Below are 24,367 nucleotides of genomic sequence, written 5' to 3'. Positions count from 1 at the left end.
CGCAGTGTCAGCTGACGTGGATCGGTGCACCCATTGTCAGACGCTGCTGGCAGCATCACCGCCATGAACGCCATATTCACCACCCCGCCGCGGCCAGTCGACGTGACCGCGCTCTTTCCTCAACTGGCCCCGCTGGCGCGCACGGCGACCCGGCTGCACCCGCGCCCCGGATCGCCGACCGTGCATGACAGTTCCGTCGGCGGGCCGCTCCTGTGGCCCGCCGACGAGCCGTGGCCGCACTGCGACGAGCCGCACGAGAGGGGTGCGACGCGCAGGGTTCTGTCCCCGGACGACATCCGGCTCCTCCGCACCAACCAAGCGGCGATAACAAGCCGGCGGCACCTCGGCAGCCCGGCCTCCCGGCCCACGCCCGAGGAACTGGCCACCGAGAAGCGGATCCTCCAGGGCCGCCCCTGGCCCGAGGACCCGGTACCCCTGCTCCCTGTCGCCCAGCTGTACGCCCGTGACGTCCCTCTCCCGTTCAGCCCGCCCGGGGCCGACCTCCTGCAGGTCCTGTGGTGCCCCTTCGACCACCCGAGCCACCCCCGCACCGCGGTCTTCTGGCGCTCCGCCAGCACCGTCACCGACGTCCTCGACACGCCGCCCGAACCACCCGCGATCAAGTCCCAGGGCTATCTCCCGGAGCCGTCCCTGCTGGCACCGGAGCGGGTCACGGAGTACCCCGCCCTCATGGAGCTGGACGAGGAGCTGCGGCAGGAGCTGGGCGACCCGAGCCGGTGGGACGGCTCCTGCCCCGCCACTCCGCGCGAGTTCTACGAGAGCGAGCTGTCCACTTCCCCCGGCTGGAAGACCGGCGGCTGGTCCCGCTGGGGCCTGTCCGACCCCATGCCCCGCCGCTGCCCGGAGTGCGGCACCGAGGCGCTCCCGCTCCTCACCATCGCCACCCTCGAATGGGACGCCGACAGCGACAGCTGGGCCCCTGAGGAGGAGCGGACCAACCCGACCCCACTCCTCCTCGGCGCTCCGCCCGCGAACTTGACCCTGATCGGGATCGCCCGCGGCTCCAGCCTCCAGCTCCACGCCTGCCCGGCCGACGCGTCCCACCCCCACATCGAACTGGTCCAATGAGCCCTTGCGGAAGTCCTCCGCGCCGACGCGTACGCCACAATCGGTACCGCGATCGACTCTTCGGTCAGCAGCCCTGGCCAACTACAGATGATCCATACGACGCCCCTAGGCCATGACGACGATCGCCACCGCGCCGAAGGCATCGACGACGCAGCACCACTCCGACCATGCCCGCGGGACGACTCTGCCGGTGCGGTGGTGGGCGAAGTCCCAGACGGCGTGGGCCAGCCAGCCGGCGGCCAGGACGTAACGGCCGAGGGTGCCGTCGTCGACGGCCAGGGCGATCAGGGCCAGGGCGGCGAAGCCGAGGAGACCCGCGGTCTGGAGGACGAGGACCGCCGGCCGGCGCAGTTCACCGCGTAGCGCCCCGAAGAGCAGGTAGCACAGCGGCATGACGACGAGGAGGGCGGCCAGCAGCCGCAGGGGCGGTACGCCGTCGAAGAAGGTGACCACCACCAGGGCGAGCGCCAGCACGGTGGGCCACCGGTGTACGACGGCGCCGAGGACGCCCGCCCTGCCCGAGTGTGAGGTCTCGGCACGGTGGTCGCGCGTGGAGTCGGTTGTCATGGCGTCTCCCGAGGGTGAGGGGCCGGGCGTTGGGCGAGGGGCGAAACCGTGGGGCCCCTGGCGCCAGTGTCCGGCTCTGTCGGCCCCGGCCGCGCGCGGCGACGGAATCGATGTCCGCCGCCTTGGGGTACCTGTCCTTCCGCCATAGGGTCACCCCATGGCGGAACGGCGCATAACAGAACGGTGCATCGCGGAGCGGCGCATGGTGGTGGTCGGCTACGCGGCGGCCGAGTTGCTGGACATCGCGTGTGTGACTACGAGCCTGGCCATGGCCAACACCATCGGTGCCCCGGCCGTGCCGTACCGGGTGACCGTGGTCGGCCCGAGTGGCGGTCCGATCGTCTGCGACTCGGGGCTGAGCCTTGGGAGTCAGCAGTCCCTCGAACGGCTCGTGGGCCCGCTCGACACACTGATCGTCTCGGGCGGCACGGGATTCGAGCGGGCGGCGGACGACCCCGGCATCGTGGGGCACGTCCGGCGCCTGGCCAGGGAGAGCAGGCGGGTGGCGTCCGTGTGCACGGGAGCGGGCGTACTGGCCGCCGCCGGGCTGCTGGAAGGGCGCCGCGCCACCACGCACTGGCGGTACGCGCCGCACATCGCCGCCCGGTACCCGGGAGTCACCATGGACCCGGCGCCCATTTACGTTCGCGACGGGAACGTGTACACGGCCGCGGGCGTCACCAGCGCGCTGGACCTGACCCTCGCGTTCATCGAGGAGGACCACGGCCCCGAACTGGCCCGCAAGGTGGCCCGGGGCCTGGTCGTCTACCTGCAACGGCCGGGAAACCAGGCGCAGATGAGCCTGTTCACCGCAGCCCCGCCGCCCCGCAACACGCTGGTCCGCGAGCTCGTCGAACACATCACCGCCCACCCCGGCCACGACCTCGGCACCGCGACGCTCGCCGCACGCGCGGGGGTGACGCCACGTCACCTCACCCGGCTGTTCACCGAGCACCTCGGGCAGGCACCGGGCCGTTTCGTCCGGCAGGCCCGTACCGAGGCCGCCGCACAACTCCTCGCGTCCACCACGCTGCCCATGGCGAGTGTGGCCGCCCGCTGCGGCTTCGGCACCGTGGAGTCACTGCGCCAGGCGTTCACCAGCCGGTACGGGGTGTCGCCTTCCCGCTACCGGGCCACGCAGTCCGCACAACTGTCCGGGTGAGGGTGAACCGGGACGCCGACTCCGACTTCGATCACCACAACACAACAACACGCCTGTGGAGCACAACAGTTGGCCCACGACCCGTCATGCGTTCGTGAAGCGAGTGACGGCTCTTGTTTGCTTGACACAACACCGCGGCCGTACCCTTCGGCACAGTTCCCATCCTTCACATACGCCACCGGCCCGCAGGAGGACCCATGCTCACACCGGCCACCGCAGCAAGCAGCATCGAGGCGACCACCGCACTGTTGAGGGAGGAGCTCCCCCAACTCGAGCAGCACCAGCAGGCGCTGGAGAAGGACCTCGCGGCCGTCACCGAGCGGCTCGAATCCGTCCGCGGCGCCCTCACCGCGCTCGAGGCCCTCGCCACCGCGGCCGTCCCGGCTCCCCGCGACGAAGCACAGGCGCGAGCCGACGAACCGGTGGCGCCGGCCCCCGCCGCCCCCACTGCCGAGCCCGTACCGGAAGACGAGCCGGCACCGGCCCCGGAGGCCGAGGCAGCGTCGGAGCCCACCCCCGAGCCCCAGCCCGAGGCAGTCCCGGAGCCGGCCACCACACCGGACGTCCCGGCACAGCGCACGCCTCGCTCCACTGCCCCCGCGCGCAAGAGCGCCACCGCCCCCAAGAAGCCGGCCAGGCCGGCCAAGTCCACGAAGCCGGCGGCCAAGTCCCGCCCGGCCAAGAAGACCAGCGCCGTCAAGGCGACGAAGACCGCGAAGAGCACGGCGAAGAGCCCGAGCACCGCGAAGACGACGAAGGCCAAGAACGTCCGGAAGGCCGAGAAGACGGCGGGCAACGCCGCCTCCCCCGCCGCGCAGAACACCGGCCTGACCGAGCAGGTCGCCGCCGTACTGGCCCGGAACGGTGACACTCCTCTGCGCGCCCGCGACGTGGCCAAGGAGCTCGGCCGCGACGACTCCACCGGTGCCATCAACACCGTACGCAGCACCCTCGACCGTCTCGTCGCAACGTCCCGTGCCCGCCGGGCAGGCCGCGGCCTGTACCAGGCCCCCGCGAGCTGAGCCCTTCCCCCGCCACGCAGCCCCGCCCCGGCAGCCGTTCCGGCGGCCGGGGGGCCTGCACACTCCGCCCGGCTCCCGTGCAACAGTGGGCTCGGGCAGTGGTCTACGCCCCTCGGCCGGTTTCCCTGGCGACGCGCTCCAGCCGGTCGCGATGACCCTCCCACCACGCGGAGTCGCCGGGCGGCATGTTGTCGCCCCGCTTCCGTAGTCCCACGGTTCCGTCGATGAGTTCCCGGAGGATGTCGGCATGCCCCACGTGCCGGTCCGTCTCGGCGATCATGTGGACGAGAATCCGGTGAAGCGTCACCTCGCTCCGGTCTCCTCCCGGCAGGCGGCCGACCGCGTCGAGGCCGAGCGACTCGATCGTCGCGTCCGAGTGGGCGCACACGCGGCGGTAGTGCGCCACTATCTCCTCACGCGTCTCCTCGGCGGTCGCCCACAGATCCGCGTTGGGCTCGGCGTCCCCTGTGACCCAGAGCGGCGGTGCGTCGACCGGGCGTCCGAAGGTGGAGCCGAAGTACAGCGCCTCGGCACCGGTCACGTGTTTCACCAGTCCCAACAGGTTGGTACCGGTCGGTGTCATGGGACGGCGGATGTCGTATTCCGAGAGCCCTTCCAGTTTCCACAACAAGGCCTCGCGAGCGTCCTGGAGGTAGACGTGAAGATCCGTCTTGGGGTCTGTTCCGATCACGGGGCCAGTCTGCCGCCCGGGCGCTCGCCGTTCACCTCCTTTGTTGTTCGCGTAGCCCTTGGGGATCGAGGTCGTCGCCGGCGGGCAGGGGCGGTGAAGCCGAGCTGCTCGAAGAGGTCGCCAGTCGCCTGAATGCCGGAGACGCGCCGAGACACCGGGAGATCGCCGGCGGCTGCATTCGGCACAGCGGGTTGACGTCGCTCAGGCGCAGAGCCGCGCGACCCGCTCCAGTTCGTCGGCGAGGAGGGCGGGGTCGCGGGGGCCGATGTGCGGTGCGGGGAGGGAGCGTACGCGGAAGCGGTTCCTCGGGGTCAGCTCGTCGGCCTCGCGGATCATCAGGTCCTGGAGCGCGGGCGGGATCGAGCGGTCCTCGGTGAAGCGCAGATACGTGCGCGGGACCCGGCCCCACCGCTCCGGCAGGCCGCGGGCGTCGGTCACCGCGATGGCGGCGGACTCGTCCGGTTCCAGGATGTTGAGCAGCGCGCGGACCTCGTCGTCCGGGTAGTCGGCGGCCAGCGCCTCCTTGGCGGTCCGGAAGAAGGCGGGGTCGTTGGTGCGCCAGTTGACGCGGTTGACGCCCAGTTCGCGTGGTGTCGGTACACCGCCCAGTCGGAGCAGGGCGCTGGTGGAACCCTCGGGGGTGAGCATGAGCTCCATCACCGTGGCCGTCTTCGCCGGGCAGAAGGCCGCGGCGTAGACCAGGTGCGCGAGCAGTTCCGGCACCTGGTTCGCGACGGCGTTGAGGGTGGCACCGCCCATGCTCTGGCCGACCAGCACCACCGGTCCGTTGCGGTGTGCCCGCCGTACCACGCCGGTCACGTGCTCGGCGCAGTCGGCCAGCGTCACCTTACCCAGCGGGGACGGCTCGGTACGGAGCCGCTCCAGGTCCTGGGGTGCCTGGTAGGAGAGCGGGAAGTACGCCCCGGGGCCGTGACCGGGGAGGTCCACCGCGACCGCGCGGTGCCCGCGCAGCGCCAGCTCGGCCACGAGCGGGGACCAGCCGTAGGAGTTGCTGCCGGAGCCGTGCACCAGGACGAAGGTGGGTGCGGTGGAGCGGCGCCGTCCCGTGGCCGCGCCCTGGGCGGACGCCGCCACGGCCGGCGTGGTCCCCGCGCCCACCGAGGCGACGGCGCCGGCACCGGCCATGGCGGCGGCCCTCAGGACCGTACGGCGGGATCGTCCACTCCTGCCGGCCGTCCCCGACTCGCCCATCACGTCAGTTGCGTAAGTCTCGTCAGTCATACGGGTGAATCTATGAGCCGGCGCCGCACTGATCGTCGGAATCCGGCCATGCGGTGCCGTCAGGACCTCTGCCCCAGTGCCGCGTACAGGGCCCGGACGAGGCTGTCACTGCGCCGGTCGTCGTCGCTACCGCCGTTGACGTACTTGTTCATGGTGTACGCGTACGAGACCCGGTTCTCCGGATCGGCGAAGGCGTACGAGCCGCCCGCGCCCGCGTGGCCGAACGCCCGGGGGTTGGGGCCGGCGCCGCCCTCATTGAGCTTGAAGCCCAGTGTCCACGCGCCTGCGTCGCCCATCACGAGGTCCGGCTCGCCCGGGGAGGCCTGCCGGGTCCGCATGGACTCCAGGGTGCCCTCGCCGACCAACGTGCCGTTCGCCACGGCTCCGTAGACGGTGGCGAGCCCGCGGGCCGTGGCGAAGGCGTTGGTGGCCGGGATCTCGGCGCTGCGGAAAGCCGCGGTGTTGACCTCCCCGAAGGGCAGGTGGCCCAGCGCCAGGATCGCGGGCGCCAGGGGGTGTACGTCCATCGACGGCACCGGCGGCTGCGGAGCCCCGGGAACGGTGTCGGCCAGCCGTGACAGATCCGGGTGACCGACCATGTCGGCGCACCGCGCGTGCTCGGACTCGGGGGTACCGATGAAGAGGTCGGCGCCGAGCGGTTCGGCGATCTCGGTGCGCAGGAAGGTGCCGAGGGACTGCCCCGTGATGCGCCGTACGACCTCGCCGACCAGGAACCCGAAGGTCATGCCGTGGTATCCGGCCGCCGTCCCGGGCTCCCACCAGGGCCGGGTGGCGGCGATCGCCGCGCAGGCCCGGTCCCAGTCGTGGACCTCCTCGACCGTGAGCGGCTCCCTGGTGGCGATCAGTCCGGCGCGGTGGCTCAGCAGCCAGCGCACGGGGATGTCCGCCTTGCCCTCCTGGGCGAACTCGGGCCAGTACGCCGCCACGGGCGCGTCGAGATCGAGTGCCCCGCGGTCGGCGAGCACGTGCGCGCAGAGGGCGGTGAGCCCCTTGGTGGTCGAGTAGACGGTCACCAGGGTGTCGCGCTGCCACGGCCGGACGCCCTCGGCGTCGGCGCTGCCGCCCCACAGGTCGACGACGGTCTCACCGTCCACGGTGGCGCTCACCGCCGCGCCGATGTCGCCGCGTTCGGCGAAGCCGCGGGCGAACTCCTCCCGTACGCCCTCGAATCCGGGCGCACAGGTGCCGTATATGTCCGCCGCTGCCATGCCGTCGCTCCACGTGATCAGATCTGTTCGGTCGTTCTTCGCAGCAGCCTTTCTATCCGGCCAAGTGGACAACGGCGTAGCGATTTTTGATCATCGTCGGTTCGTCGCGGGAGGGCGCGACGTACGCTTGCCCGACAGTGACCGCCCCGGTCGTTCTCGTGTGCGAGGAGGTCTGTGGCTCGTGAGGCAGTCGGTACGCGCGGAGAGCGGCTTCGCGTACGGTGTGGTCGGCGCGGACGTCCATGTCTTCGGCGACGGCGTACCGGTGTACCTGCTCCAGCGCTGGGCACCGGCCCACACGCCCGACGACGGTTTCCTGCGCGAGGTGCCGAGCCGGATGCTCAACGCCCGGTTCCGGGTCGTGGAGTTCACCGGGCGCGCGGCCGAGCTGGCGTCGCTGCGGCGCTGGCGGGACGACGGTGCGCGGCTTGCCGTGCGGTGGCTGCACGCGCCGGGCGGCCAGGGCAAGACGCGGCTCGCCGAGCGGTTCGCGGAGGAGGCGGCGGGCGACGGGTGGCTGGTCGTCACCGCCGCGCACGGCCCGGGCACCGTACTGCCGCCTCCGGGGAGCCAGGACCTCCGGGCCGGCGCCGGGGCAGGGCCGGAACCCGGGACGCTGCTGATCGTCGACTACGCCGACCGCTGGCCGCTGTCGCACCTGTCGCTGCTGTTGGGCAACACGCTGCTGGACCGGCCCGACGGGCGTGGCGCACGCGTGCTGCTGCTCGCGCGTGGCGACGACGCGTGGCCCGGGGTCCGCGCCGCCCTGGCCGATCGCCGCGCCGGCACGTCGTCGCTGTTCCTGCCGCCCCTGTCCGACGAGTCCCCCACCCTCGACGGGGCCGCGCCGGTGGCGCCGCGTGCGGAGATGTTCGCCGTCGCCCGGGACAGCTTCGCCGCCCGGTACGGTGTCCCGCCCGCCGGGATCACCCCGCCCGCCGCGCTCACCGGCGCGGACTTCGGCCTGACCCTGGCGGTGCACATGGCCGCGCTGGTCGCCGTCGACGCCCGCAGTTCCGGCCGCCGCGCGCCGACCGACCTGGCCGGACTGACCAGTTACCTCCTGGACCGGGAGCACCTGCACTGGGCGCGGCTCCACGGCGACGGCGGCCACGAGGTCGCCCCGTCCGGCAGGGCGTTCGTCACGCCGCCCGACGTCATGAACCGTACGGTCTTCACCGCGGCCCTCACCGGACCCGTGGCGCCGGCGGCGGGGCGTACCGCCCTCGGCGGGCTGGGCCTGCGGTTACCGGTCGAACGGGTCCTCGCCGACCACGCCGTGTGCTACCCGCCGGCGGACCCGGCCCGGGAGACCGTACTGGAACCGCTCTACCCGGACCGGCTCAGCGAGGACTTCCTGGCGCTCACCCTCCCCGGACACCAGGCCGACTACCCGCCCCAGTCGTGGGCGGCCCACACGGTCGGCACCCTGCTCACGGGTGGAGCCCACGGCGCCGCTGAGACACCGGGGATCCCGCCGACACCCCAGGCCGCTAAGACACCGGACGTCCCGCCGGCACCCAACGTCCCTGAAGCACCGGGAGTCGTGCCGGCACCCGACAACGCCCCTGACGCGCCCGGCGGCACACGCGCGACGTGGACGCCGCGTGCCGTGACCTTCCTGGCTGCCGCCGCCCAGCGGTGGCCGCACGTGGGTGAACGGCATCTGTTCCCGCTCCTCGAAGCCGCCCCGCGGCTCGCCGTCGCCGGTGGCAGCACGGCGCTGACCACTCTGGCCGCGCTCGACGACATCCCCCTGGAGCTCCTTGAGGCCATCGCCGCGCACTTCCCGTCGTACCAGCGGCCGAGTACCGACCTGGACGCGGGCATCGCCGCCGTGAGCGGCCGGCTGCTTCCGCACCGGCTGGCGCGCGCCGCGAACCCCAACGACCACGCGGTCCAGCACCATCAACACGGCATCCGGCTCTACCACGCCGGGCGGCTGGAGGAGGCCCTGGCCGCGTCCGAAACCGCCCTGACGGAGTTCCGGGCGATCGATCCGCGCCGGATTCCGGACCCTGCCACGGCCCGGGAGGTCGAGGCCAACCTCGCCGTGGCGCTGAAGACGCACGGCACCCGGCTCGCGTCGCTCGGGCGGCGTGCGGAGGCGCTGGCGGTCACGGAGGAAGCCGTAACGGTGCTGCGGCGGCTGTCCGGCGACGACGAGCGGTTCCTGCCCACTCTCGCGGGCGCCCTGCTCACGCTGGGGCGCGACCTGTCCCGTGCGGACCGCTGGGAGGAAGCGGCTGCCGCCGCGGAGGAGTGCGTGGCCCTGCACCGGAGGCTGGCCGCGGCCGATCCGGGGCGGCACGAGCCGGACCTGTCGGCGGCGTTGGTCGCGCTCGGGCTGTGCCACGGGAACACCGGCCGGCCGGAGGAGGCCGTGACGACGGTGCGCGAGGGCGTGGCCATCCTGCGCCGGCTCGCGGCGGCGCAGCCGTCCGCGTACACCCCGGCCCTCGCCAACGCCCTGTCCAACCTCGCCGCGGCCCTCGCCCGCACGGGCCACCATGACGGCGTGCCCACGGCGCGCGAGGCGGCGGACCTCTACCGGCGGCTCGCCGCCGTGAACCCCGCTGTCCACGAGCCCGCCCTGGCGGACGTACTGTCGGGGCTCGCCCTCCGGCTGCTCCAGGCGGGCCGGCCGGCGGACGGGCTGCCGGCGGCGTACGAAGGCGTGGCGATCCTGCGCCGGCTGGCGGCGCGTCAGCCGGAAGCCCATGCGCACGCGCTGGCCGAGGCGCTCGGCGCGCTGAGCACCATGCTGCTGGTCGGACGCCGGCTGGACGAGGCGGTCGCGGTGGCGGACGAGTGCGCGGACGTACGCCGCCGGATGGCCGAGGCCGACCCGGAGATCGCGCCACGGTTCGCGTTCACCCTCCTCAACGCCACGGGTATCCGGGCGGAGGCGGGCGGGGCCCGGCTGGACGAGGCGGTCGCCCTGTTCAGCGAGGCGACGGGCGTCATCGAGCGGTTCGGGGCCGTTCCACGGGCGATCAAGGGGCTGCGGTACGCGGTCGGCTCCCGGCTCGCCGAACAGCTCGCCGCCGAAGGCCGCGCCGACGCCGCCGACCGGCTCCGCCGCAGCCTCGGCGACCCGCTCTAGCGGTCGGCGGGCTCGGGGACGAGACCGTCGGCGACCAGGCCGGCGAGAACCGCCTCACCCAGGGCGTGCACGGCGGACTGGGGCCGGACCATGACCGTGAACTCCTTGATCCGGCCCGTCTCGTCGGTGTGGAGCAGATCGATGCCGTGGATCTGCTTGCCCCCGGCGGTGGCCCGGAAGGGCAGGATCACCGACGGCGTCGCTACACCGTCGCGGCTGGTCTCGGCCGTGCCCTCGAAGTGTCCGACGTAGCGGAAGTCCTCGAAGGTGCGCATCAGGACGCCGAAGAGCCCCAGCACCATGGGCTTGCCCTCGAAGGGGGTGAACTTCACCGGGCTGTAGAGGCGGATGTCCTCGGTGAACAAGTCGTCCAGTGCGGTGAGATCGCGCTTCTCCACGGCGTCGCGGAAGCGCTCGGCGGCCTTCTCCATGCTCACGCTCACTCCTGTCTCCTCACTCCTGCTCCATACTCAAAAATCTGAGTACTCACATTTTTGAGTATGATGCGGGGCAGGGCGAGAAAAGGGAAGGGGGCCGGCTCCGATGGCCTTGCGGCATGCCGTGCTGGCGGCGCTGCTGGACGGCGAGTACAGCGGCTACCAGTTGGCGAAGGCGTTCGACATCGGCGTGGCGAACTTCTGGCACGCGCTGCCCCAGCAGCTCTACGCCGAGCTGACCAAGCTGGAGAAGGACGGGCTCGTCGCGGGCCGCCAGGTGGTGCAGGAGTCCCGGCCCAACAAGCGGCTGTTCCGGGTCACCGAGGCGGGTCGCGCCGAGCTGGAGAAGTTCGCCGCCGCCGTGTCCAAGCCGTCGTTCATCCGTGACGACCTGCTCGTCAAGGTCCAGGCCGCCGACCGCATCGGCACCGGTCCCGTGATCGAGCAGCTAGAGGAGCGGGCGTCCGCGGCCGAGGCCAAGATCGAGCTGCTGGACCAACTGCTGCGGCAGATGCGCGGCGACGCGGACGAGGAGGACTTCCTGCTCCGGGGCGAGCGGATCGGGCCGTACCTGACATGCCTGCGCGGCCTGTCCTTCGAGCAGGAGCACCGCGACTGGTGCCTGCGGATCGCAGCCGTCCTGCGGGCCAGAATGGAGACGGCTCATGCCGAGCGGTGACCACCTGCGATACGTCGCCCTCGGCGACAGCATGACGGAGGGCGTCGGCGACGGGGACGACGCGGTGGGCCTGCGGGGCTGGGCCGACCGGCTCGCCGAGCACCTCGCGGCCGCCGAACCGGGTCTCCGGTACGCCAATCTGGCCGTGCGGGGACGTCTCGCCGGCCAGGTCCGCGCCGAACAGCTCGCCCCCGCCCTGGCGCTCCGCCCCGGCCTCGCCACCGTCGTCGCGGGGGTCAACGACCTGCTGCGGCCCCGCTTCGACGCCGGGGAGGTGGCCGGGCACCTGGAGGAGATGTTCGCCGCGCTCACCGCCACCGGGGCCCGGGTGGTGACGCTGACGTTCCCGGACGTGGGGCGGATCGTGCCGCTCGCCCGACCGCTCAGGTCCCGCGTGTTCGACCTCAACACCCGTATCCGCGCGGCGGCCGCCCGCCACGGCGTCACGGTGGCCGACACCGGCGGGCACGCCGTATGCACCGACCCACGGCTGTGGAGCGAGGACCGGCTGCACGCCAGTCCCCTCGGCCACGAGCGGATCGCCGCGGCCGTGGCCCACGCCATCGGCCTGCCCGGCAGCGACGACCGCTGGACGCTCCCCCTGCCTCCCCCGCATCCCCGGGCGGCCACGTCGCCGTGGCACGCCGCCGGAGCCGAACTGCGCTGGGCGGCCGCGTTCCTCGGCCCCTGGCTCGGACGCCGGCTACGCGGCCGTTCCTCCGGTGACGCCCGCACCGCGAAACGTCCCGATCTCCTGCTCGTGACTCCGCGCCCCTGAGCCGCTCACCGTGCCGCCCTCCATCAGGTGCCGGGAGAAGAACGAGAGCACCCGGCCGCGCACCAAGGGCACCGAGCGCGCCGGGTGGATGGCGCCCACGAACCCGTTCCGCTCCTCGGCGGTCATCAGCCGGGCCGCCTGCAACTGGGGCGCCATGGCCGCGTAGTCGGTGAAGACCCAGTGCGCGGCGCGGTCGATCCGGCGCCAGGGCGTGCACTGCGGCCGGTGGCGGACCATGGCCGACCAGGAGCGTTCCAGCCGCGCGTCGCGGAAACCGTCGGTCCCGTACAGGAACAGCGGCCTGTCCACCCCGTGCCGGGCGACCGGCAGCAGCTCGCCCGCCTCGCCGGGTGCGTCCGGCGGATAATCGAGGTAGCCCTCCATGTTCACGGCGGCGGCGAAACGGCGGTCCTCGTACAGCACTTCGGCGGCGGCCGCCCCACCCGCCGAGTGCCCGTACACGCCCACCCGCCGCACGTCCACGGCCCGGCCGAGATCCTCGGGCAGGGGGCGCGCAGAGGCATCGGGGTTCCGGCCGCCCGCCAGCGCCGTCAGCTCGTCCAGGACGAACCGCAGGTCCGCGAGCCGCGTAGCCATCATGGTGCGGAAGACCCGCGGATCGGCGGGGGTCCCGGGCAGGCCGTACCCGCGTACCCTGCCGCCGGGGAACTCGACCGCGCCCGGTTCGCCGGGGTGGTCGACGGTCACCACCACGTAGCCGTGAGCGGCCAGTTCCTCGGCGAGACCTGTGCCGAATGTGCGGGGATCGCCGCCTCCCGGGCTGTACAGCAGCACGGGCCGCCGCACCGGCAGTGCGGGCGCGCCCGTGTACGCGTGCGTCATGGTGGCCGACCAGTCCACCCCGCTCTCGGGCAGCTCCCTGTGCAGGTACACGGGGTCGAAGCGCGCGAACTCCCCGGCGGCGGCGGGCGTCATCTGCGGTGCCTGCGGACACCCATGGACGGTACGCGCGGGATAGAACACCGTGACCATGACCTCCCGTACGGGAACGGCGCTGTCCCACGGGTCGCGCCGGCGCTCGTCGACCAGGTGCAGCGCGGTGGTCCCGATCCGGTACGGGCCGCTCGGCGCCGGCAACCGCAGGGTGACGTCGCCGCCGCCCCGGACGTGGGCCTGAGCCACCCGGCCGCCGGCGAGTAGCAGCGCGGACGCCGACACCGCCGAGGCGATGACGGCCCGTCGGCCCACCCCGGTGGCTGCCTCGTACCCGGTGCCGGTCTTCCTGCGAAACATGGACATCCCCCTTGTGCCTCTGTGGCGTCGGTCTTGTCTGACGAATGCTGACTTCCGCCAGGGAACGCGGGCGATGGTTCAGGCTCCACCCGAAACGATGGAGCGACGCGGCCGGGGATGGTAACGGGCCGGTGTCCGGTCACCGGGAACTTCCTCGCGCTCGGCGTCGCCCGGGGCCTGGACATCGCCTCGATCGGCGACCTGTGGCGGGACAAGGGCGCCCTGGGCGCTGCTCCCGGCGGTTTCGGCCACCGGGTGGTGCAGCTCGCCCTGGCCACGGGGGGCGTGCCACTCGCCGTGTCGCTGTCCGTGCCCGGCATGCCGGTGGCGTTCACCCTGGCGGGTGCGCTCGTCCCGCCGGCGGGCGCGGGACACCCGCCGGGCGGCCGCAGACTCGACCGGCGCGGCGGCGCTCGTGTCGTTGCACGGCCGCGCCGTACATGGACGGCTGCTCGGCGGGACGGGCGTCCGGTCGCGTGAGCGCGGGGGCCTGATCGCGTAGTCTCGGCGGATGGCGAAGTACTTCGACGTGCACCCCGAAAACCCTCAGCGGCGCACCATCAGCAGCGTGGTCGACATCATCCGTGACGGCGCGCTCGTCGCGTATCCGACGGACTCCTGTTTCGCCCTGGGGTGCCGGCTCGGCAACCGTGACGGCATCGGCCGGATCAAGTCCATCCGCAATCTCGACGACCGTCACCACTTCACCCTCGTGTGCGAGAACTTCGCACAGCTCGGGCAGTTCGTGCACGTCGACAACGACGTGTTCCGGGCGATCAAGGCAGCGACGCCCGGCAGTTACACCTTCATCCTCCCGGCGACGAAGGAGGTGCCGCGCCAACTGCTGCACCCGAAGAAGAAGACGGTCGGCGTCCGGATCCCCGACCACGTGGTCACGCAGGCCCTGCTCGCCGAGCTCGGGGAGCCGCTGCTCTCCAGCACCCTCCTGCTGCCGGACGAGGAGGAGCCCCTGACGCAGGGGTGGGAGATCAAGGAGCGGCTCGACCACGTGGTGGACGCCGTGGTCGACTCGGGCGACTGCGGCACCGAGCCGACCACCGTCGTCGACTTCTCCAGCGGCGAGGCCGAGGTCGTACGCCGGGGGGCGGGCGACCCGGCACGGTTCGAGTAGCCGGACGCGGCCCGCGACCTAGCCCAGCGGCAGCAGCCACAGCACCGGTGCCACCGGCTCGATGAGCTGCCGCGCCTCGCCCAGCCGCTGGAGCCCGTCGAGGCCGCCGAACTGCTCGGTCACCGTGGGCAGCTCGGAACGGTGCTCGGGGGCGACCGCGATCTTCGAGAGGTTGTCCACCCGGTTGAGGAGGGACGGGCCTTGCGGGCCCGTCGGGGCCGGCACGATGGCCGCTCCGGCGACGGGGGCCGACAGTGCGGAGGCGCCGGCGGCGACGGCGAGTGCGGTGAGGAGGCGCTGAGTCTTGGTCATAACCTGATCAACGCCTCAATCAACCACCAGTCACGGCTTGTCCGCCTACGTCCCTTTCCCGCCCGGGTGATCCGGTGACCGCCGCTACCGCCGCTACCGCCGCCGGAACAACGCCGTCCACAGGAAGGGCTCGCCGAAGCAGGCCGATTCCGGCGGTTCGTCGCGCATACGGCGCAGCTCCACCTCCGCGAGGTCCGGATCACCCCCCAGGTCCGAGAAGATCCAGCGCAGCGCTTCGGGCGTGTAGGCGAGCCCGCCATGGAGGGCGCCCTGGTGGTAGAAGGCAGCGTCGGGCTCCTCCGAGCCCATCTCCCCGGCGGCGAAGCAGGTGAGGGCGAAGTGGCCGCCGGGGGCGAGGGCGTTGCGCAGCAGGGCGAGGTAGCTGATGCGGCGGTGGGGCGGCAGGTGGTGGAAGCAGCCCGAGTCGTAGACCAGGTCGTACGGGCCGGCCAGCTCCGTCTCGGCGAGCGCGAAGGCGTCCCCGCGGTGGAACCGGACGGCGGCCCCGGCTTCCCGGGCGCGCTCCTCGGCCCAGGCGATCGCCACCGGTGAGAGGTCGACGGCGTCCACCTCGAAGCCCAGCGACGCCAGGTGGAGGGCGTTGCGCCCGGGACCGCAGCCCAGGTCGAGAGCACGGCCGCCCGGGTTGATCAGCCCCCGTTCGAGGTACGAGACCAGGTTCTCGTCCGGCTTGCCCACGAAGAACGGGACCGGCTCGGCACGGTCGGCGTAGAAGCCGTCCCACCAGGTGGCCCCGTCGGCGGTCCAGCGGTCGGCCTCCCGTGCGAACAAGCCGTCCAGGAGGTTCAGTACGTCGTCCACCGTGCGTATGGTGCGGTCCATCCGGTCCCCTTTCGCCATACCCGGACCCTAGATCCGGACGGCACGAAAGCCCAGCTCGGACGGCCTGCGGCAAGGGTGCCGCAAGGGCGTGTACGGCCCCGGATGCCCTCCGCGCGGGGTGGGAAAGGGGCTCACCCCGACGGTGCGCGGACGCTCGCCCCCGCCCCCTTCCGGCGGCCCTCACGGGCGCTTCCCGGGCAGCGCCCAACCGGGTTTCCGGAGCGGCCGGTTGACCGCCTCGCCGGTCGGTCAGTCGCGGACCCGTGCGACGAGGAGGGCGACGTCGTCGTGGTTGCCGCCGTGGCCGTGGCGCAGTTCGCGCAGGAGGCGGTCGCAGGTGTCCTCCAGGGACGGGTCCGGGGTGTGGAGGAGTTCGAGCAGCCTGGCCAGCCGGGTGTCGATGTCCTGGTCGCGGGTTTCGACCAGGCCGTCGGTGTAGAGCACCAGCCGGTCGCCCGGGGCGAGTTCGGTCGTGACGTCGAGGAAGGGGACGCCGCCGACGCCCAGGGGGGCGCCGGTGGGGAGGTCGAGCAGCCGGGGGCCGTCGCCGGCGCGGATCAGTACGGGCGGGGGGTGGCCGGCGGTGCAGAGGCAGCACTGGGCGCGGTGGGGGTCGTACACGGCGTACACGCACGTGGCGAGGGAGGGTTCCAGGCCGGCGGTGATCTCGTCGAGGTGGCGGAGGACCTCGGCGGGTTCGAGGGCGAGCCGGGACAGGGTCTGGGTGGCGGTGCGCAGCCGGCCCATGGTGGTGGCGGAGTTGATGCCGCTGCCCATCACGTCGCCCACGACGAGCGCGGTGCGGCCGTCGTCCATGGGGATGATGTCGAACCAGTCGCCGCCCACCTCGCTGCCCGCCCCGGCCGGCTGGTAGCGGGAGGCGACGTCCAGCCCGACGAGGTGGCGGGGCGTCTCGGGCAGCAGGCTGCGCTGGAGGGTCAGCGCGGTCTCGCGCTGCTGGCGGAAGAGTCGGGCGTTGTCGATGCACACCGCCGCGCGGGCGGCCAGTTCGCTCGCGAGCAGGGCGTCGTCCTCGGTGAACGGCAGTGGGTTGCGGGCGCGTTTGAGGTCGAGGGCGCCCAGCACTTCGCCCCGGGCGATCAGGGGCACGGCCAGGTACGAGTGGAGGCCGGCCTCGGCGAGGAGTTCCGCCGCGTCACGGTCGCGGGCGATGCAGGACAGGGCGTCGTCGTCGACCTCGGCCACCATGACCGGCCGGGCAGTGCGTACGCAGCGGGTGACGAGCCGGTCGGCGCTGTAGTGGGCGGGTTCGCCCGGCGGGTCGGCGGCCTGGACCGCGACGGTCGGGTAGGCGGCGGCGACGGCGAGGGCGCGGATGACGGCCGGTCCGTCGGCCGGGATGCGGCCGGGGCGCCCTTCCAGCACCGTGTCCAGGAGGTCGACGGCGGCGACGTCGGCGAGCTCGGGCACCGCGATGTCGGCCAGCTCGCGGGCGGTCTGCTCAAGGTCGAGCGTGGTGCCGATGCGTACCGAGGCGTCGGCCACCAGGGCCAGGCGGTCGCGTGCCCGCTCCGCCTCCATCGCCGCCCGGTAGCGGTCGGTCACGTCGATCACGGAGATGGCCAGCCCCAGCACCCGGCCGCCGACGTCCTCCAGCCGGTACAGCGACACCGACCAGGCGTGATCGGTGTCCGGGTCCGCCGGCGTGCGGCCCACCATCTGGCGGTCGAGCAGGGGCACGCCGCTGACCAGGACGTTGCGCATCGACTGCTCGGCGGACGCGGCGTTGACGAACGGGAGGAGTTCTGCGACCCTCCGGCCCTTGTGCTGCTCGGCGCTCAGGCCGTCGATCCGCTCCAGGGCGGCGTTGACCCCCACGTACCGCAGGTCGGTGTCCACGACGGCCAGCCCGATCGGGGACTGGTCCACCAGCCGGACCGACAGGGCCAGGTCCCGCTCCACCCTGCGCAGGGTCGCCCGGTCGGTGGCGAGGCCGAGCGCGTAGTAGTCGCCCCGGTCGTCCAGGAGCCGCATGTTGCGGAACTCCAGGACGCGGGTGGTGCCGTCCTTGTGCCGTACGGGGAACTCCCCCGCCCACGTGTCGCCGCTGCTCATCACCTGGTCGAACAGGCGGAGGACCCGCTCGTAGTGCTCCTCGGGGACCAGCACGTGCGCGGCGTACCGGCCCAGCGCCTCCTCGGCCGTGTAGCCGAGGAGCTGCTCGGCCTGCGGGCTCCACAGCACGATGCGCCCGTCGGCGTCCAGCACCACGGCCGCCACCCCCAGGACGTCGAGCAGGCCCTCCGCCGACGAGGGCTCCGCCCCGGCGTCGCCGGTCGCGGCCCCCGCGCCCGTCACCGCTCCCGCGCCCGCCCCCGCCCCGCCCGCCGTGCCACGGTCGGCCGGGAAGCCCTCTGCGCCGCCCATGACCGCTCCTCTCCGTGCTGCCACCGTGCCTCCGTACCGGCGCGCGCGCACGCCGGGGGCCGGAACGGCTGCCAGTCCGAGTACCACCGGCTCGGGTGGTACTCACCGGCTCCGGTGGCGAAGGCGGCGAAGCGGGCGAACGCCACTGGCGTGCGGACCGTTGGGGGCGGGACCACTATGGAGGGGTGGGGAGCACGGGGTGCGGGGGGTGACCCGCCCGCTCCCTGTCGGCGGCCGCGGGCTTTCTCCAGCGCTGGGGGGCATCGGAGCTCCACCATGACCATGCACAGAGTCGGCCGCGACATCAGTGTCCTCGCGGATTACCTGGAGGTGCCCGGTATCGGTTTCCTGCCGGTCAACGCCTTCGTCCTGCACGCCGAGGCACCGGTCGTCGTGGACACCGGCCTCGGTCTTCCCGACCGGAACTTCCTGGAGCTGCTCGGCTCGGCGATCGACCCCGCCGACGTGCGGTGGATATGGCTGACCCACCCCGACCGGGATCACACGGGCGGCCTGTTCGCACTGCTGGACGCGGCTCCGCGGGCGCGGATCGTCACCACCTACATCGGTGCCGGGATCATGTCCACCGAACGGCCACTGCCCCTGGAACGGGTCTTCCTGCTGAACCCGGGACAGTCCCTGGACGTCGGCGACCGTACGCTCGCCGCGTTCCGGCCGCCGCTCTTCGACAGTCCGGCGACGGTCGGCTTCTACGACGACAGGTCGCGCGCCTGCTTCAGCTCGGACTGCTTCGGGGCGCCCATGCCGAGCGCGGACCTCGCCGAGGGCGACAACGCGGGGGCCGTGGTTCCCGAGCAGTTGCGGGCGGCGCAGTTGCTGTGGGCCACCGTCGACAGCCCGTGGGTGCACACCGTGGACGTCGGCAAGTATCTGGACACCGTGCGGCCGCTGCGGGAGATGGACCCCGAGATCGTCCTGGGCACCCATCTGCCGCCCGCCTCCGGCCTCACGTCCCGGATGGTCGACGCGATCAGCGCGGCGCCCGGGTCCGACCCCTTCATGGGCCCGGACCAGCGGGAACTGGAACGGATGCTGGCCGGCTTCGAGCCGGGCGGGCCGGTGCCCGGACCGGTGAAGGTGCCGGAGGAGAGGCCCGCCGAGGCGCCCGCGCCCGGCGCGCCCACCTGACGGGCCGGGCGCCATGACGCGATGAGTTCACGAGGGGCACACCCCGCGTAGGGCGGCCGGTCACCGGGCAGCTCCAGGCTCGCACCGGTTTGCCATGCTCCCGACAGCAAGGGGTACCCCTCGTGTTCAGGCACCGTCCTGTCCGGCCCGCTGCGCTCGTCCTCGGTACGGCGCTGGCGGCGCTCGCCGCCACCGTGCCCGCCGGCGCCCACGCCCCCGCCGCACCCGGCGCCCGTGCCAGCGGCGCCGCCCGGCCGCTGCCGGTCGTCACGCCCCGCGCGGAGACCGCCACGCTGTACGACGACGAGGCGGGCGGCAACGCCGACGCCGACGACCCGGCGATCTGGCGCAACGCCGCCCAGCCCGGCCGCAGCCTGGTCATCGCCACCGCCAAGGAGGGCGGCCTACGGGTCTACGACCTCGAAGCCCGCGAGGTGCAGTCGGTACCCGCTCCCCCGGCCACCGGGCCGGACGACGCCCCCGGCCGCTTCAACAACGTCGACCTCGTCCACGGCCTGCGGCTGCCGTCCGGCCGCGCCGACGTCACCGTGACCACCGACCGCGGCCACGACCGTCTCCGTATCCACCGCATCACGCCCGGCCGCGCGGCCGGGCCGCTCACCGACATCACCGACCCCGCCGCGCCGCCGGTCTTCTCCTCGGACCAGGACGAGATCAACGACCAGCACACCGCCTACGGACTCGCCACCTGGACGGACCGCGCGACCGGCCGCTCCTACGCCCTCGTCAGCCGCCGCAACCGCACCACGGTCGCCCTGCTGGAGCTCACGCCCACCCCCGCCGGCACGGTCACCTACCGGAAGGTCCGCAGCCTGGACCTGCCGTCGTCCTTCCGGCTGCCCGACGGCACGTCATGGACGCCGTGCGGGGAGCCGGGCGAGCTGCCCCAGGTGGAGGGCATGGTCGTCGACCCGGCCAACGGCATGCTGTACGCCGGGCAGGAGGACGTCGGCATCTGGCGCGTGCGCGCGGACCTGACGGGCACCGCCCCGAAGCTCGTCGACCGGGTCCGCGAGTACGGCGTACCGGCCGTGTACGACGAGGCGAGCGAGGAGTGCGTCCCCGGCGCCGACCCGGGCTTCGGCGGTTCCCGCCTGTCGGCGGACGTCGAGGGCCTCACCCTGCTCACCGAGGCCGACGGCGACGGCCACCTCCTCGCCTCCAGCCAGGGCGACGACACCTTCGCGCTGTACGACCGCGAGCCGGAGGACGCCAACGAGTACGAGGGCGGCTTCCGGGTCACCGCCACGGCCGACGGCGCCGTTGACGGCTCGGAGGAGTGCGACGGCGCCGCCGTCCTCAACGCCCCGCTCGGTACGGCGTACCCGCGCGGCCTGCTCGTCGTCCAGGACGGCCGGGACACGCCGGCGGCCGGCGAACGGGAGGGCACCGACTTCACGTTCGTGGACCTCGGCGAGGTCATGGACCGCCTGGAGGACTGAGGGACCGAGGAGCCTGAGCGGCGGACTCCGTCCGGGTGGCGTTGCCGCCCCGGTGTGGTTGCGCGGCCGCGCCGGGGTCAAGAGCTGTACGGACAGGTCACCTCTTCGAGGAGTTTCGCTGTGCGACGGAACAGAGCGGGACGGCGGGCATCGCGGGCGGCCGTGGCGGTCGCCGCCGTGACCGGGCTGGCGGCCCTGGCGGCAGGCGTTCCGCACACCGCCGCCGGGGCGGCGACGCGTCACCACGCGCCGCCCTCGGGCGCGGTGGTCAGCGAGTGGCTGGGTACCGTCACCGGCACGGTCGACTCCGAGGGCAAGGTGATCGCTCCGGAGGAGATGGTCTGGCACGCGTTCGTCTCCACGGCCGTGTACAACGCGGTGGTCGGCATCGAGGGCCGGTACGAGCCGTACCGCGGGGGCGGCCACGGGCCCCGTACGGCATCGTCGGAGGCCGCCGCGGCGGCAGCGGCGTACCGCGTCCTGCGGCTCAACTTCCCGGCGGCGGCGCCCCGGCTGCGGAAGCTCTACGCCAAGAGCCTCGCGCGCGTCCCGGACGGCCGGGCGGAGAACGAGGGCGTGGCGTTCGGCGCGCGCGCCGCCGACCACGTCCTCGCGCTGCGCGCCGGGGACGGCCGCGGGGCGTCGGTGCCGTTCACCGCGTACCCGGCACCCGGTGTCTGGCGGCCCACGCAACCGGCTCACCAGCGGTTCGACAGCGCCTGGCTGGGGCGGCTGCGCCCGATGCTCCTCCGCTCCCCCGACCAGTTCCGGCCGCCGCCCCCGCCGCTCCTCACCTCCGCCCGGTACGCCAGGGACCTGGCCGAGGTGCGGGAGTACGGGGCCGGGACCGGTTCGCGCCGCACCGCCGCGCAGACCGACACCGCGCTGTTCTTCTCCAACCCCGACATCCCGTACGCCCTGGGGGACCACGCGGCCCGGCACCGCCTCGACATCGTCGACACGGCCCGGCTGTACGCGGCCGCCAACACCACCCAGCTCGACGCGGTCATCACCGCGTGGGACGCCAAGCTGCACTACGGCACGTGGCGGCCCATCACCGCGATCCGGCAGGCCAACCTGGACGGCAATCCGGCCACCCGCACGGACCCCCACTGGGAACCGCTGCTGCCCACGCCGGCCCATCCCGACTACCTCAGCGGCCACGCGGCGTCCGGCGGCGCCCTGATGCGGACGGTGACGGGGCTGCTGGGCACCTCTCGCGTCGACCTCCGCGTCCTGTCCCGCCGCACGGGGGCGACCCGGCACTACCACTACGCGCGCGACTACAACCGGGACGTGGTGGACGCCCGCGTGTGGGGAGGCATCCACACCCGGACCGCCGACACCGTGGGCAACGAGGTCGGGCGACAACTGTCGGCATGGGCCCTGGAGCGGTACTTCCGGCCCGTGCGCGCGTGAAGGCGGGTCCGGCCCGGCAAACGGGTGAATGCGGCATACGTCCGTCGTCGCGCGACCGTTACCCAGTCCGAAGTCCGGTCGCTTCGACGATAAGGAACGAGCTCATGATCAAGAAGGTTCTGGCCACCGCCGGCGTCGCCGCGGCCGTTCTCGGTGTCTCCGCGCCCCTGGCCTCGGCGGCCGGCGAGCGCGAGGTGCACACGCAGAACGGCAACTTCTCGACGCAGTCGTACGGCAACACCGGCAGCCCCGAGCCGCAGAGCGCCGGGCGTGCCCTGACCGACGACGACCTGCGGCCCCTGGACGGCTTGGGGCGGTAAGGGGCCCCTACGCTGTCGTTCATGACAGCGTGGCGGGCGCAGGGGCCGGTGGTGGCGGTCGTGGCGGCGGGCGGGGCCCTGGGCGCCTCGGCGCGCTACGGCGCGTCGCTGCTCTGGCCGACGGCGGCCGGTGGCTTTCCCTGGACCACGTTGTGCGTCAACGCCGCCGGCTGCGCGCTGATCGGCGTGCTGATGGTCGTGATCACCGAGCTCGGGTCGGCCCACCGGCTGGTGCGGCCGTTCCTCGGCACGGGGGTGCTCGGCGGGTTCACCACGTTCTCGGCGTACGCGGCCGACGTCCGGCAGCTCCTGGTGGGCGGCCGGACCCCGACCGCTCTGGCGTACCTGGCGCTCACCCCGGCGGCGGCGCTGGTGGCGGTGGCGACGGCGGCGTGGCTGACGCGCCGCGTACTGGCGTGGAGGCAGGCATGACCGGACCGGTGAGCGGCGCCCGGGCGCTGCGGGCGACCGTCTTCGTGAGCGAGAACGACGTCTGGCGGCACCGACCCGTGTACAGCGAGATCGTGCACCGGGCGCACGAGGCGGGCCTGGCCGGGGCGTCCGTCTTCCGGGGCATCGAGGGTTTCGGGGCGTCGTCCCTGGTCCATACGGCACGGCTGCTGTCGCTGAGCGAGGACCTGCCCGTCGCGGTCGTCATCGTGGACGACGAGGAGCGCGTACGGGCGTTCCTGCCGCGGCTGGACGGGCTGGTCGCGGACGGCCTGGTCGTGCTCGACGCGTGCGAGACCGTGCGGTACTCCGGCGGGGAGCGGGCGCGGTGAACTGGCTGTGGGTGATCGCGGGCGCGGCGGTCGGGGCGCCGCTGCGGTACCTGACCGACCGGGCCGTGCAGGCGAGGCACGACTCGGTCTTCCCGTGGGGGACGCTCACCGTCAACGTCGTGGGCTGCCTGGTCCTGGGCGTGCTGACGGGTGCAGCCGTCGCGGGGGCCGCTTCGCCGGGGCTGCGGCTGCTGGTCGGTACGGGGCTGTGCGGGGCGCTCACCACGTACTCGACGTTCTCGTACGAGACGCTGCGCCTGGTGGAGGGCGGGGCGGCGTTCTACGCGGCCGCGAACGTGGTCGGCAGCGTGGCCGCCGGCCTGGGTGCGGTGTTCGCCGGCGCGTGGGTGGCGGAGGCGCTCTGGACCTGAGCCGCCGGGGCGGCCGTACGTACGCTGGGGTTGTGGCGGTCCCGTAACGGCCCGGGAGGCGTGTCATGGCCCTTGGTCACCGTTTCCACGTCGATCAGAACGGGCACTCCGTGACCGTCCAGTTCCTGGGTGCCGGGGGACGGTTCGAGGTCCTGGTGGACGGCAAGGTCGTCGCCCACGGGCCGGACCGGCGCACGGGCGGCACGGTGACGGCGGAGCTGCCCGGGGACCCGCCGCGCCCGCTGAGCATCACGGTCAGCGACCCCCACGAAATGGGCGGGGTGCCCTTCTGCGTGCTGGAGACCGGCGGCATGCGCTACCTGATGCCGCAGGTGCCGCTGGTCGGCTCCGGAGACGCCGCCTTCCACACCCGGGAGCACCACGGACCGTACCGGCCGGTGCGGCGGCTGCGGCGGTCGCTGCGAAGGCTGCTGCGCCGGTCCGCGCGGCGGCTGCGGGGGCGGGGCTAGGCGCTGTCGTGCCAACCGCTGCCGCCCGCGCAACGGGGCGGGCAGCAGCGGCCGGACGAACTCAGAGCGGGTTGAGGCGGGCCTTGAGCAGGCAGAACTCGTTGCCCTCGGGGTCGGCGAGAACGTGCCACTGCTCCTCGCCGGTCTGGCCGATGTCGGCCGGGCGCGCGCCGAGCTTCAGGAGGCGTTCCAGCTCGGCGTCCTGATCGCGGTCGGTGGGGTTGACGTCGATGTGCAGCCGGGGCTTCCCCTGCTCCGGCTCGTCCCTGCGGCTGAGGATGATCGTCGGCTGGGGGCCGCCGAACCCTTCGCGCGGCCCGATCTCGAGGGTGCCGTCCTCTTCGCGATCGAGCACCACGAAGTCCAGGACCTCGCACCAGAACCGCGCCAGCACCTCGGGGTCGCGGCAGCCCAGTACGAGCTCACTGATACGACATGCCATGGACGAAACCTGCTCTCGGC

Annotated in this window: 26 protein-coding genes; 16 read left to right on the top strand and 10 right to left on the bottom strand. The window is 73.3% G+C overall.

All coding sequences use genetic code 11. The annotated features are described in order from the left end of the window. Nucleotides 1-63 precede the first annotated feature (63 nt). Nucleotides 64-1,089 (top strand): hypothetical protein, encoded by a 1,026-nt coding sequence (locus tag AB0J57_RS08015; protein ID WP_366127151.1) that lies wholly within the window; start codon nucleotides 64-66, stop codon nucleotides 1,087-1,089. Nucleotides 1,090-1,194: 105 nt separating this feature from the next. Here AB0J57_RS08015 and AB0J57_RS08010 read toward each other — a convergent pair whose 3' ends face one another. Further along, entirely contained in the window at nucleotides 1,195-1,656 is a 462-nt protein-coding gene (locus tag AB0J57_RS08010) for a hypothetical protein (protein ID WP_366127150.1), read from the bottom strand. A gap of 157 nt (nucleotides 1,657-1,813) precedes the next feature. Between AB0J57_RS08010 and AB0J57_RS08005 the strand changes: the two genes are divergently transcribed. Further along, entirely contained in the window at nucleotides 1,814-2,818 is a 1,005-nt protein-coding gene (locus AB0J57_RS08005; protein ID WP_366127149.1) for a DJ-1/PfpI family protein, read from the top strand. A gap of 197 nt (nucleotides 2,819-3,015) precedes the next feature. Continuing rightward, the gene (locus tag AB0J57_RS08000) at nucleotides 3,016-3,840 is read left to right on the top strand and encodes a hypothetical protein (protein ID WP_366127148.1); all 825 of its coding nucleotides are present in this window, start codon (nucleotides 3,016-3,018) and stop codon (nucleotides 3,838-3,840) included. A gap of 103 nt (nucleotides 3,841-3,943) precedes the next feature. Here the strand turns inward: AB0J57_RS08000 and AB0J57_RS07995 are convergent, their stop codons facing one another. The 3 genes from AB0J57_RS07995 to AB0J57_RS07985 all read right to left on the bottom strand — a co-directional run bounded on the left by AB0J57_RS07995 (nucleotide 3,944) and on the right by AB0J57_RS07985 (nucleotide 7,002). After that, nucleotides 3,944-4,531, bottom strand: a complete 588-nt coding sequence (locus AB0J57_RS07995) for a DinB family protein (protein ID WP_366127147.1) — start codon at nucleotides 4,529-4,531, stop codon at nucleotides 3,944-3,946. A gap of 201 nt (nucleotides 4,532-4,732) precedes the next feature. Beyond that, the gene (locus tag AB0J57_RS07990; protein ID WP_366127146.1) at nucleotides 4,733-5,773 is read right to left on the bottom strand and encodes an alpha/beta fold hydrolase; all 1,041 of its coding nucleotides are present in this window, start codon (nucleotides 5,771-5,773) and stop codon (nucleotides 4,733-4,735) included. 59 nt (nucleotides 5,774-5,832) lie between these two features. Next, complete coding sequence (locus tag AB0J57_RS07985; protein WP_366127145.1) at nucleotides 5,833-7,002, bottom strand: serine hydrolase domain-containing protein; 1,170 nt, start codon at nucleotides 7,000-7,002, stop codon at nucleotides 5,833-5,835. 181 nt (nucleotides 7,003-7,183) lie between these two features. On the opposite strand from AB0J57_RS07985, the gene AB0J57_RS07980 reads away from it, so the two are divergent. Continuing rightward, on the top strand, nucleotides 7,184-10,108 hold the full coding sequence (locus AB0J57_RS07980; protein ID WP_366127144.1) for a tetratricopeptide repeat protein: 2,925 nt from the start codon (nucleotides 7,184-7,186) through the stop codon (nucleotides 10,106-10,108). On the opposite strand, the gene AB0J57_RS07975 is transcribed toward AB0J57_RS07980, so the two are convergent. Next, nucleotides 10,105-10,539, bottom strand: a complete 435-nt coding sequence (locus AB0J57_RS07975) for a nuclear transport factor 2 family protein (RefSeq protein WP_366127182.1) — start codon at nucleotides 10,537-10,539, stop codon at nucleotides 10,105-10,107. The genes AB0J57_RS07980 and AB0J57_RS07975 overlap by 4 nt on opposite strands. Nucleotides 10,540-10,651: 112 nt before the next feature. Here AB0J57_RS07975 and AB0J57_RS07970 point away from each other — a divergent pair, with 112 nt between their 5' ends. Further along, entirely contained in the window at nucleotides 10,652-11,224 is a 573-nt protein-coding gene (locus AB0J57_RS07970; RefSeq protein ID WP_366127143.1) for a PadR family transcriptional regulator, read from the top strand. Next, complete coding sequence (locus tag AB0J57_RS07965) at nucleotides 11,211-12,002, top strand: SGNH/GDSL hydrolase family protein (RefSeq protein WP_366127142.1); 792 nt, start codon at nucleotides 11,211-11,213, stop codon at nucleotides 12,000-12,002. The genes AB0J57_RS07970 and AB0J57_RS07965 overlap by 14 nt, the downstream gene beginning before the upstream one ends. Here AB0J57_RS07965 and AB0J57_RS07960 read toward each other — a convergent pair. Further along, nucleotides 11,928-13,256 (bottom strand): alpha/beta hydrolase, encoded by a 1,329-nt coding sequence (locus AB0J57_RS07960; RefSeq protein ID WP_366127141.1) that lies wholly within the window; start codon nucleotides 13,254-13,256, stop codon nucleotides 11,928-11,930. The genes AB0J57_RS07965 and AB0J57_RS07960 overlap by 75 nt on opposite strands. Nucleotides 13,257-13,373: 117 nt before the next feature. Between AB0J57_RS07960 and AB0J57_RS07955 the strand changes: the two genes are divergently transcribed. Next, complete coding sequence (locus AB0J57_RS07955; RefSeq protein WP_366127140.1) at nucleotides 13,374-13,736, top strand: hypothetical protein; 363 nt, start codon at nucleotides 13,374-13,376, stop codon at nucleotides 13,734-13,736. 31 nt (nucleotides 13,737-13,767) lie between these two features. Further along, the gene (locus AB0J57_RS07950; protein ID WP_366127139.1) at nucleotides 13,768-14,388 is read left to right on the top strand and encodes an L-threonylcarbamoyladenylate synthase; all 621 of its coding nucleotides are present in this window, start codon (nucleotides 13,768-13,770) and stop codon (nucleotides 14,386-14,388) included. Between the two features lie 18 nt (nucleotides 14,389-14,406). Here AB0J57_RS07950 and AB0J57_RS07945 read toward each other — a convergent pair whose 3' ends face one another. The 3 genes from AB0J57_RS07945 to AB0J57_RS07935 all read right to left on the bottom strand — a co-directional run bounded on the left by AB0J57_RS07945 (nucleotide 14,407) and on the right by AB0J57_RS07935 (nucleotide 17,931). Further along, a complete protein-coding gene (locus tag AB0J57_RS07945; protein ID WP_366127138.1) occupies nucleotides 14,407-14,700 on the bottom strand; it encodes a hypothetical protein in 294 nt (97 codons plus the stop codon). Between the two features lie 93 nt (nucleotides 14,701-14,793). After that, nucleotides 14,794-15,543 (bottom strand): class I SAM-dependent methyltransferase, encoded by a 750-nt coding sequence (locus AB0J57_RS07940; RefSeq protein ID WP_366127137.1) that lies wholly within the window; start codon nucleotides 15,541-15,543, stop codon nucleotides 14,794-14,796. 249 nt (nucleotides 15,544-15,792) lie between these two features. Then, nucleotides 15,793-17,931 (bottom strand): SpoIIE family protein phosphatase, encoded by a 2,139-nt coding sequence (locus tag AB0J57_RS07935; RefSeq protein WP_366127136.1) that lies wholly within the window; start codon nucleotides 17,929-17,931, stop codon nucleotides 15,793-15,795. A 276-nt stretch (nucleotides 17,932-18,207) separates the two neighbouring features. On the opposite strand from AB0J57_RS07935, the gene AB0J57_RS07930 reads away from it, so the two are divergent. The 8 genes from AB0J57_RS07930 to AB0J57_RS07895 all read left to right on the top strand — a co-directional run bounded on the left by AB0J57_RS07930 (nucleotide 18,208) and on the right by AB0J57_RS07895 (nucleotide 23,905). Further along, complete coding sequence (locus tag AB0J57_RS07930) at nucleotides 18,208-19,080, top strand: MBL fold metallo-hydrolase (protein WP_366127135.1); 873 nt, start codon at nucleotides 18,208-18,210, stop codon at nucleotides 19,078-19,080. A gap of 122 nt (nucleotides 19,081-19,202) precedes the next feature. Beyond that, nucleotides 19,203-20,543 (top strand): phytase, encoded by a 1,341-nt coding sequence (locus AB0J57_RS07925; RefSeq protein ID WP_366127134.1) that lies wholly within the window; start codon nucleotides 19,203-19,205, stop codon nucleotides 20,541-20,543. A gap of 120 nt (nucleotides 20,544-20,663) precedes the next feature. Next, complete coding sequence (locus AB0J57_RS07920; RefSeq protein ID WP_366127133.1) at nucleotides 20,664-21,962, top strand: vanadium-dependent haloperoxidase; 1,299 nt, start codon at nucleotides 20,664-20,666, stop codon at nucleotides 21,960-21,962. A gap of 104 nt (nucleotides 21,963-22,066) precedes the next feature. Next, nucleotides 22,067-22,282 carry a hypothetical protein gene (locus tag AB0J57_RS07915; protein ID WP_366127132.1) on the top strand — a complete coding sequence of 72 codons (216 nt, stop codon included), beginning with the start codon at nucleotides 22,067-22,069 and terminating at the stop codon, nucleotides 22,280-22,282. 21 nt (nucleotides 22,283-22,303) lie between these two features. Continuing rightward, nucleotides 22,304-22,714: a CrcB family protein gene (locus tag AB0J57_RS07910; protein WP_366127131.1), complete on the top strand. Its 411-nt coding sequence runs from the start codon at nucleotides 22,304-22,306 to the stop codon at nucleotides 22,712-22,714. Continuing rightward, nucleotides 22,711-23,064 carry a DUF190 domain-containing protein gene (locus AB0J57_RS07905; RefSeq protein WP_366127130.1) on the top strand — a complete coding sequence of 118 codons (354 nt, stop codon included), beginning with the start codon at nucleotides 22,711-22,713 and terminating at the stop codon, nucleotides 23,062-23,064. Before AB0J57_RS07910 ends, AB0J57_RS07905 begins: the two co-directional genes overlap by 4 nt. Continuing rightward, nucleotides 23,061-23,435 carry a fluoride efflux transporter CrcB gene (gene crcB, locus AB0J57_RS07900; protein WP_366127129.1) on the top strand — a complete coding sequence of 125 codons (375 nt, stop codon included), beginning with the start codon at nucleotides 23,061-23,063 and terminating at the stop codon, nucleotides 23,433-23,435. The genes AB0J57_RS07905 and crcB overlap by 4 nt, the downstream gene beginning before the upstream one ends. A 65-nt stretch (nucleotides 23,436-23,500) precedes the next feature. Further along, the gene (locus AB0J57_RS07895) at nucleotides 23,501-23,905 is read left to right on the top strand and encodes a hypothetical protein (RefSeq protein WP_366127128.1); all 405 of its coding nucleotides are present in this window, start codon (nucleotides 23,501-23,503) and stop codon (nucleotides 23,903-23,905) included. Between the two features lie 61 nt (nucleotides 23,906-23,966). Here AB0J57_RS07895 and AB0J57_RS07890 read toward each other — a convergent pair whose 3' ends face one another. Beyond that, on the bottom strand, nucleotides 23,967-24,347 hold the full coding sequence (locus AB0J57_RS07890) for a VOC family protein (RefSeq protein ID WP_366127127.1): 381 nt from the start codon (nucleotides 24,345-24,347) through the stop codon (nucleotides 23,967-23,969). Between the last annotated feature and the right edge of the window lie 20 nt (nucleotides 24,348-24,367).

Origin of the sequence: Streptomyces sp. NPDC049837 (assembly GCF_040674455.1) — a bacterium.
Classification (GTDB): domain Bacteria; phylum Actinomycetota; class Actinomycetes; order Streptomycetales; family Streptomycetaceae; genus Streptomyces.
The sequence above is the reverse complement of the archived record's forward strand: the minus strand, read 5'-3'. Positions and strand labels throughout refer to the sequence as shown.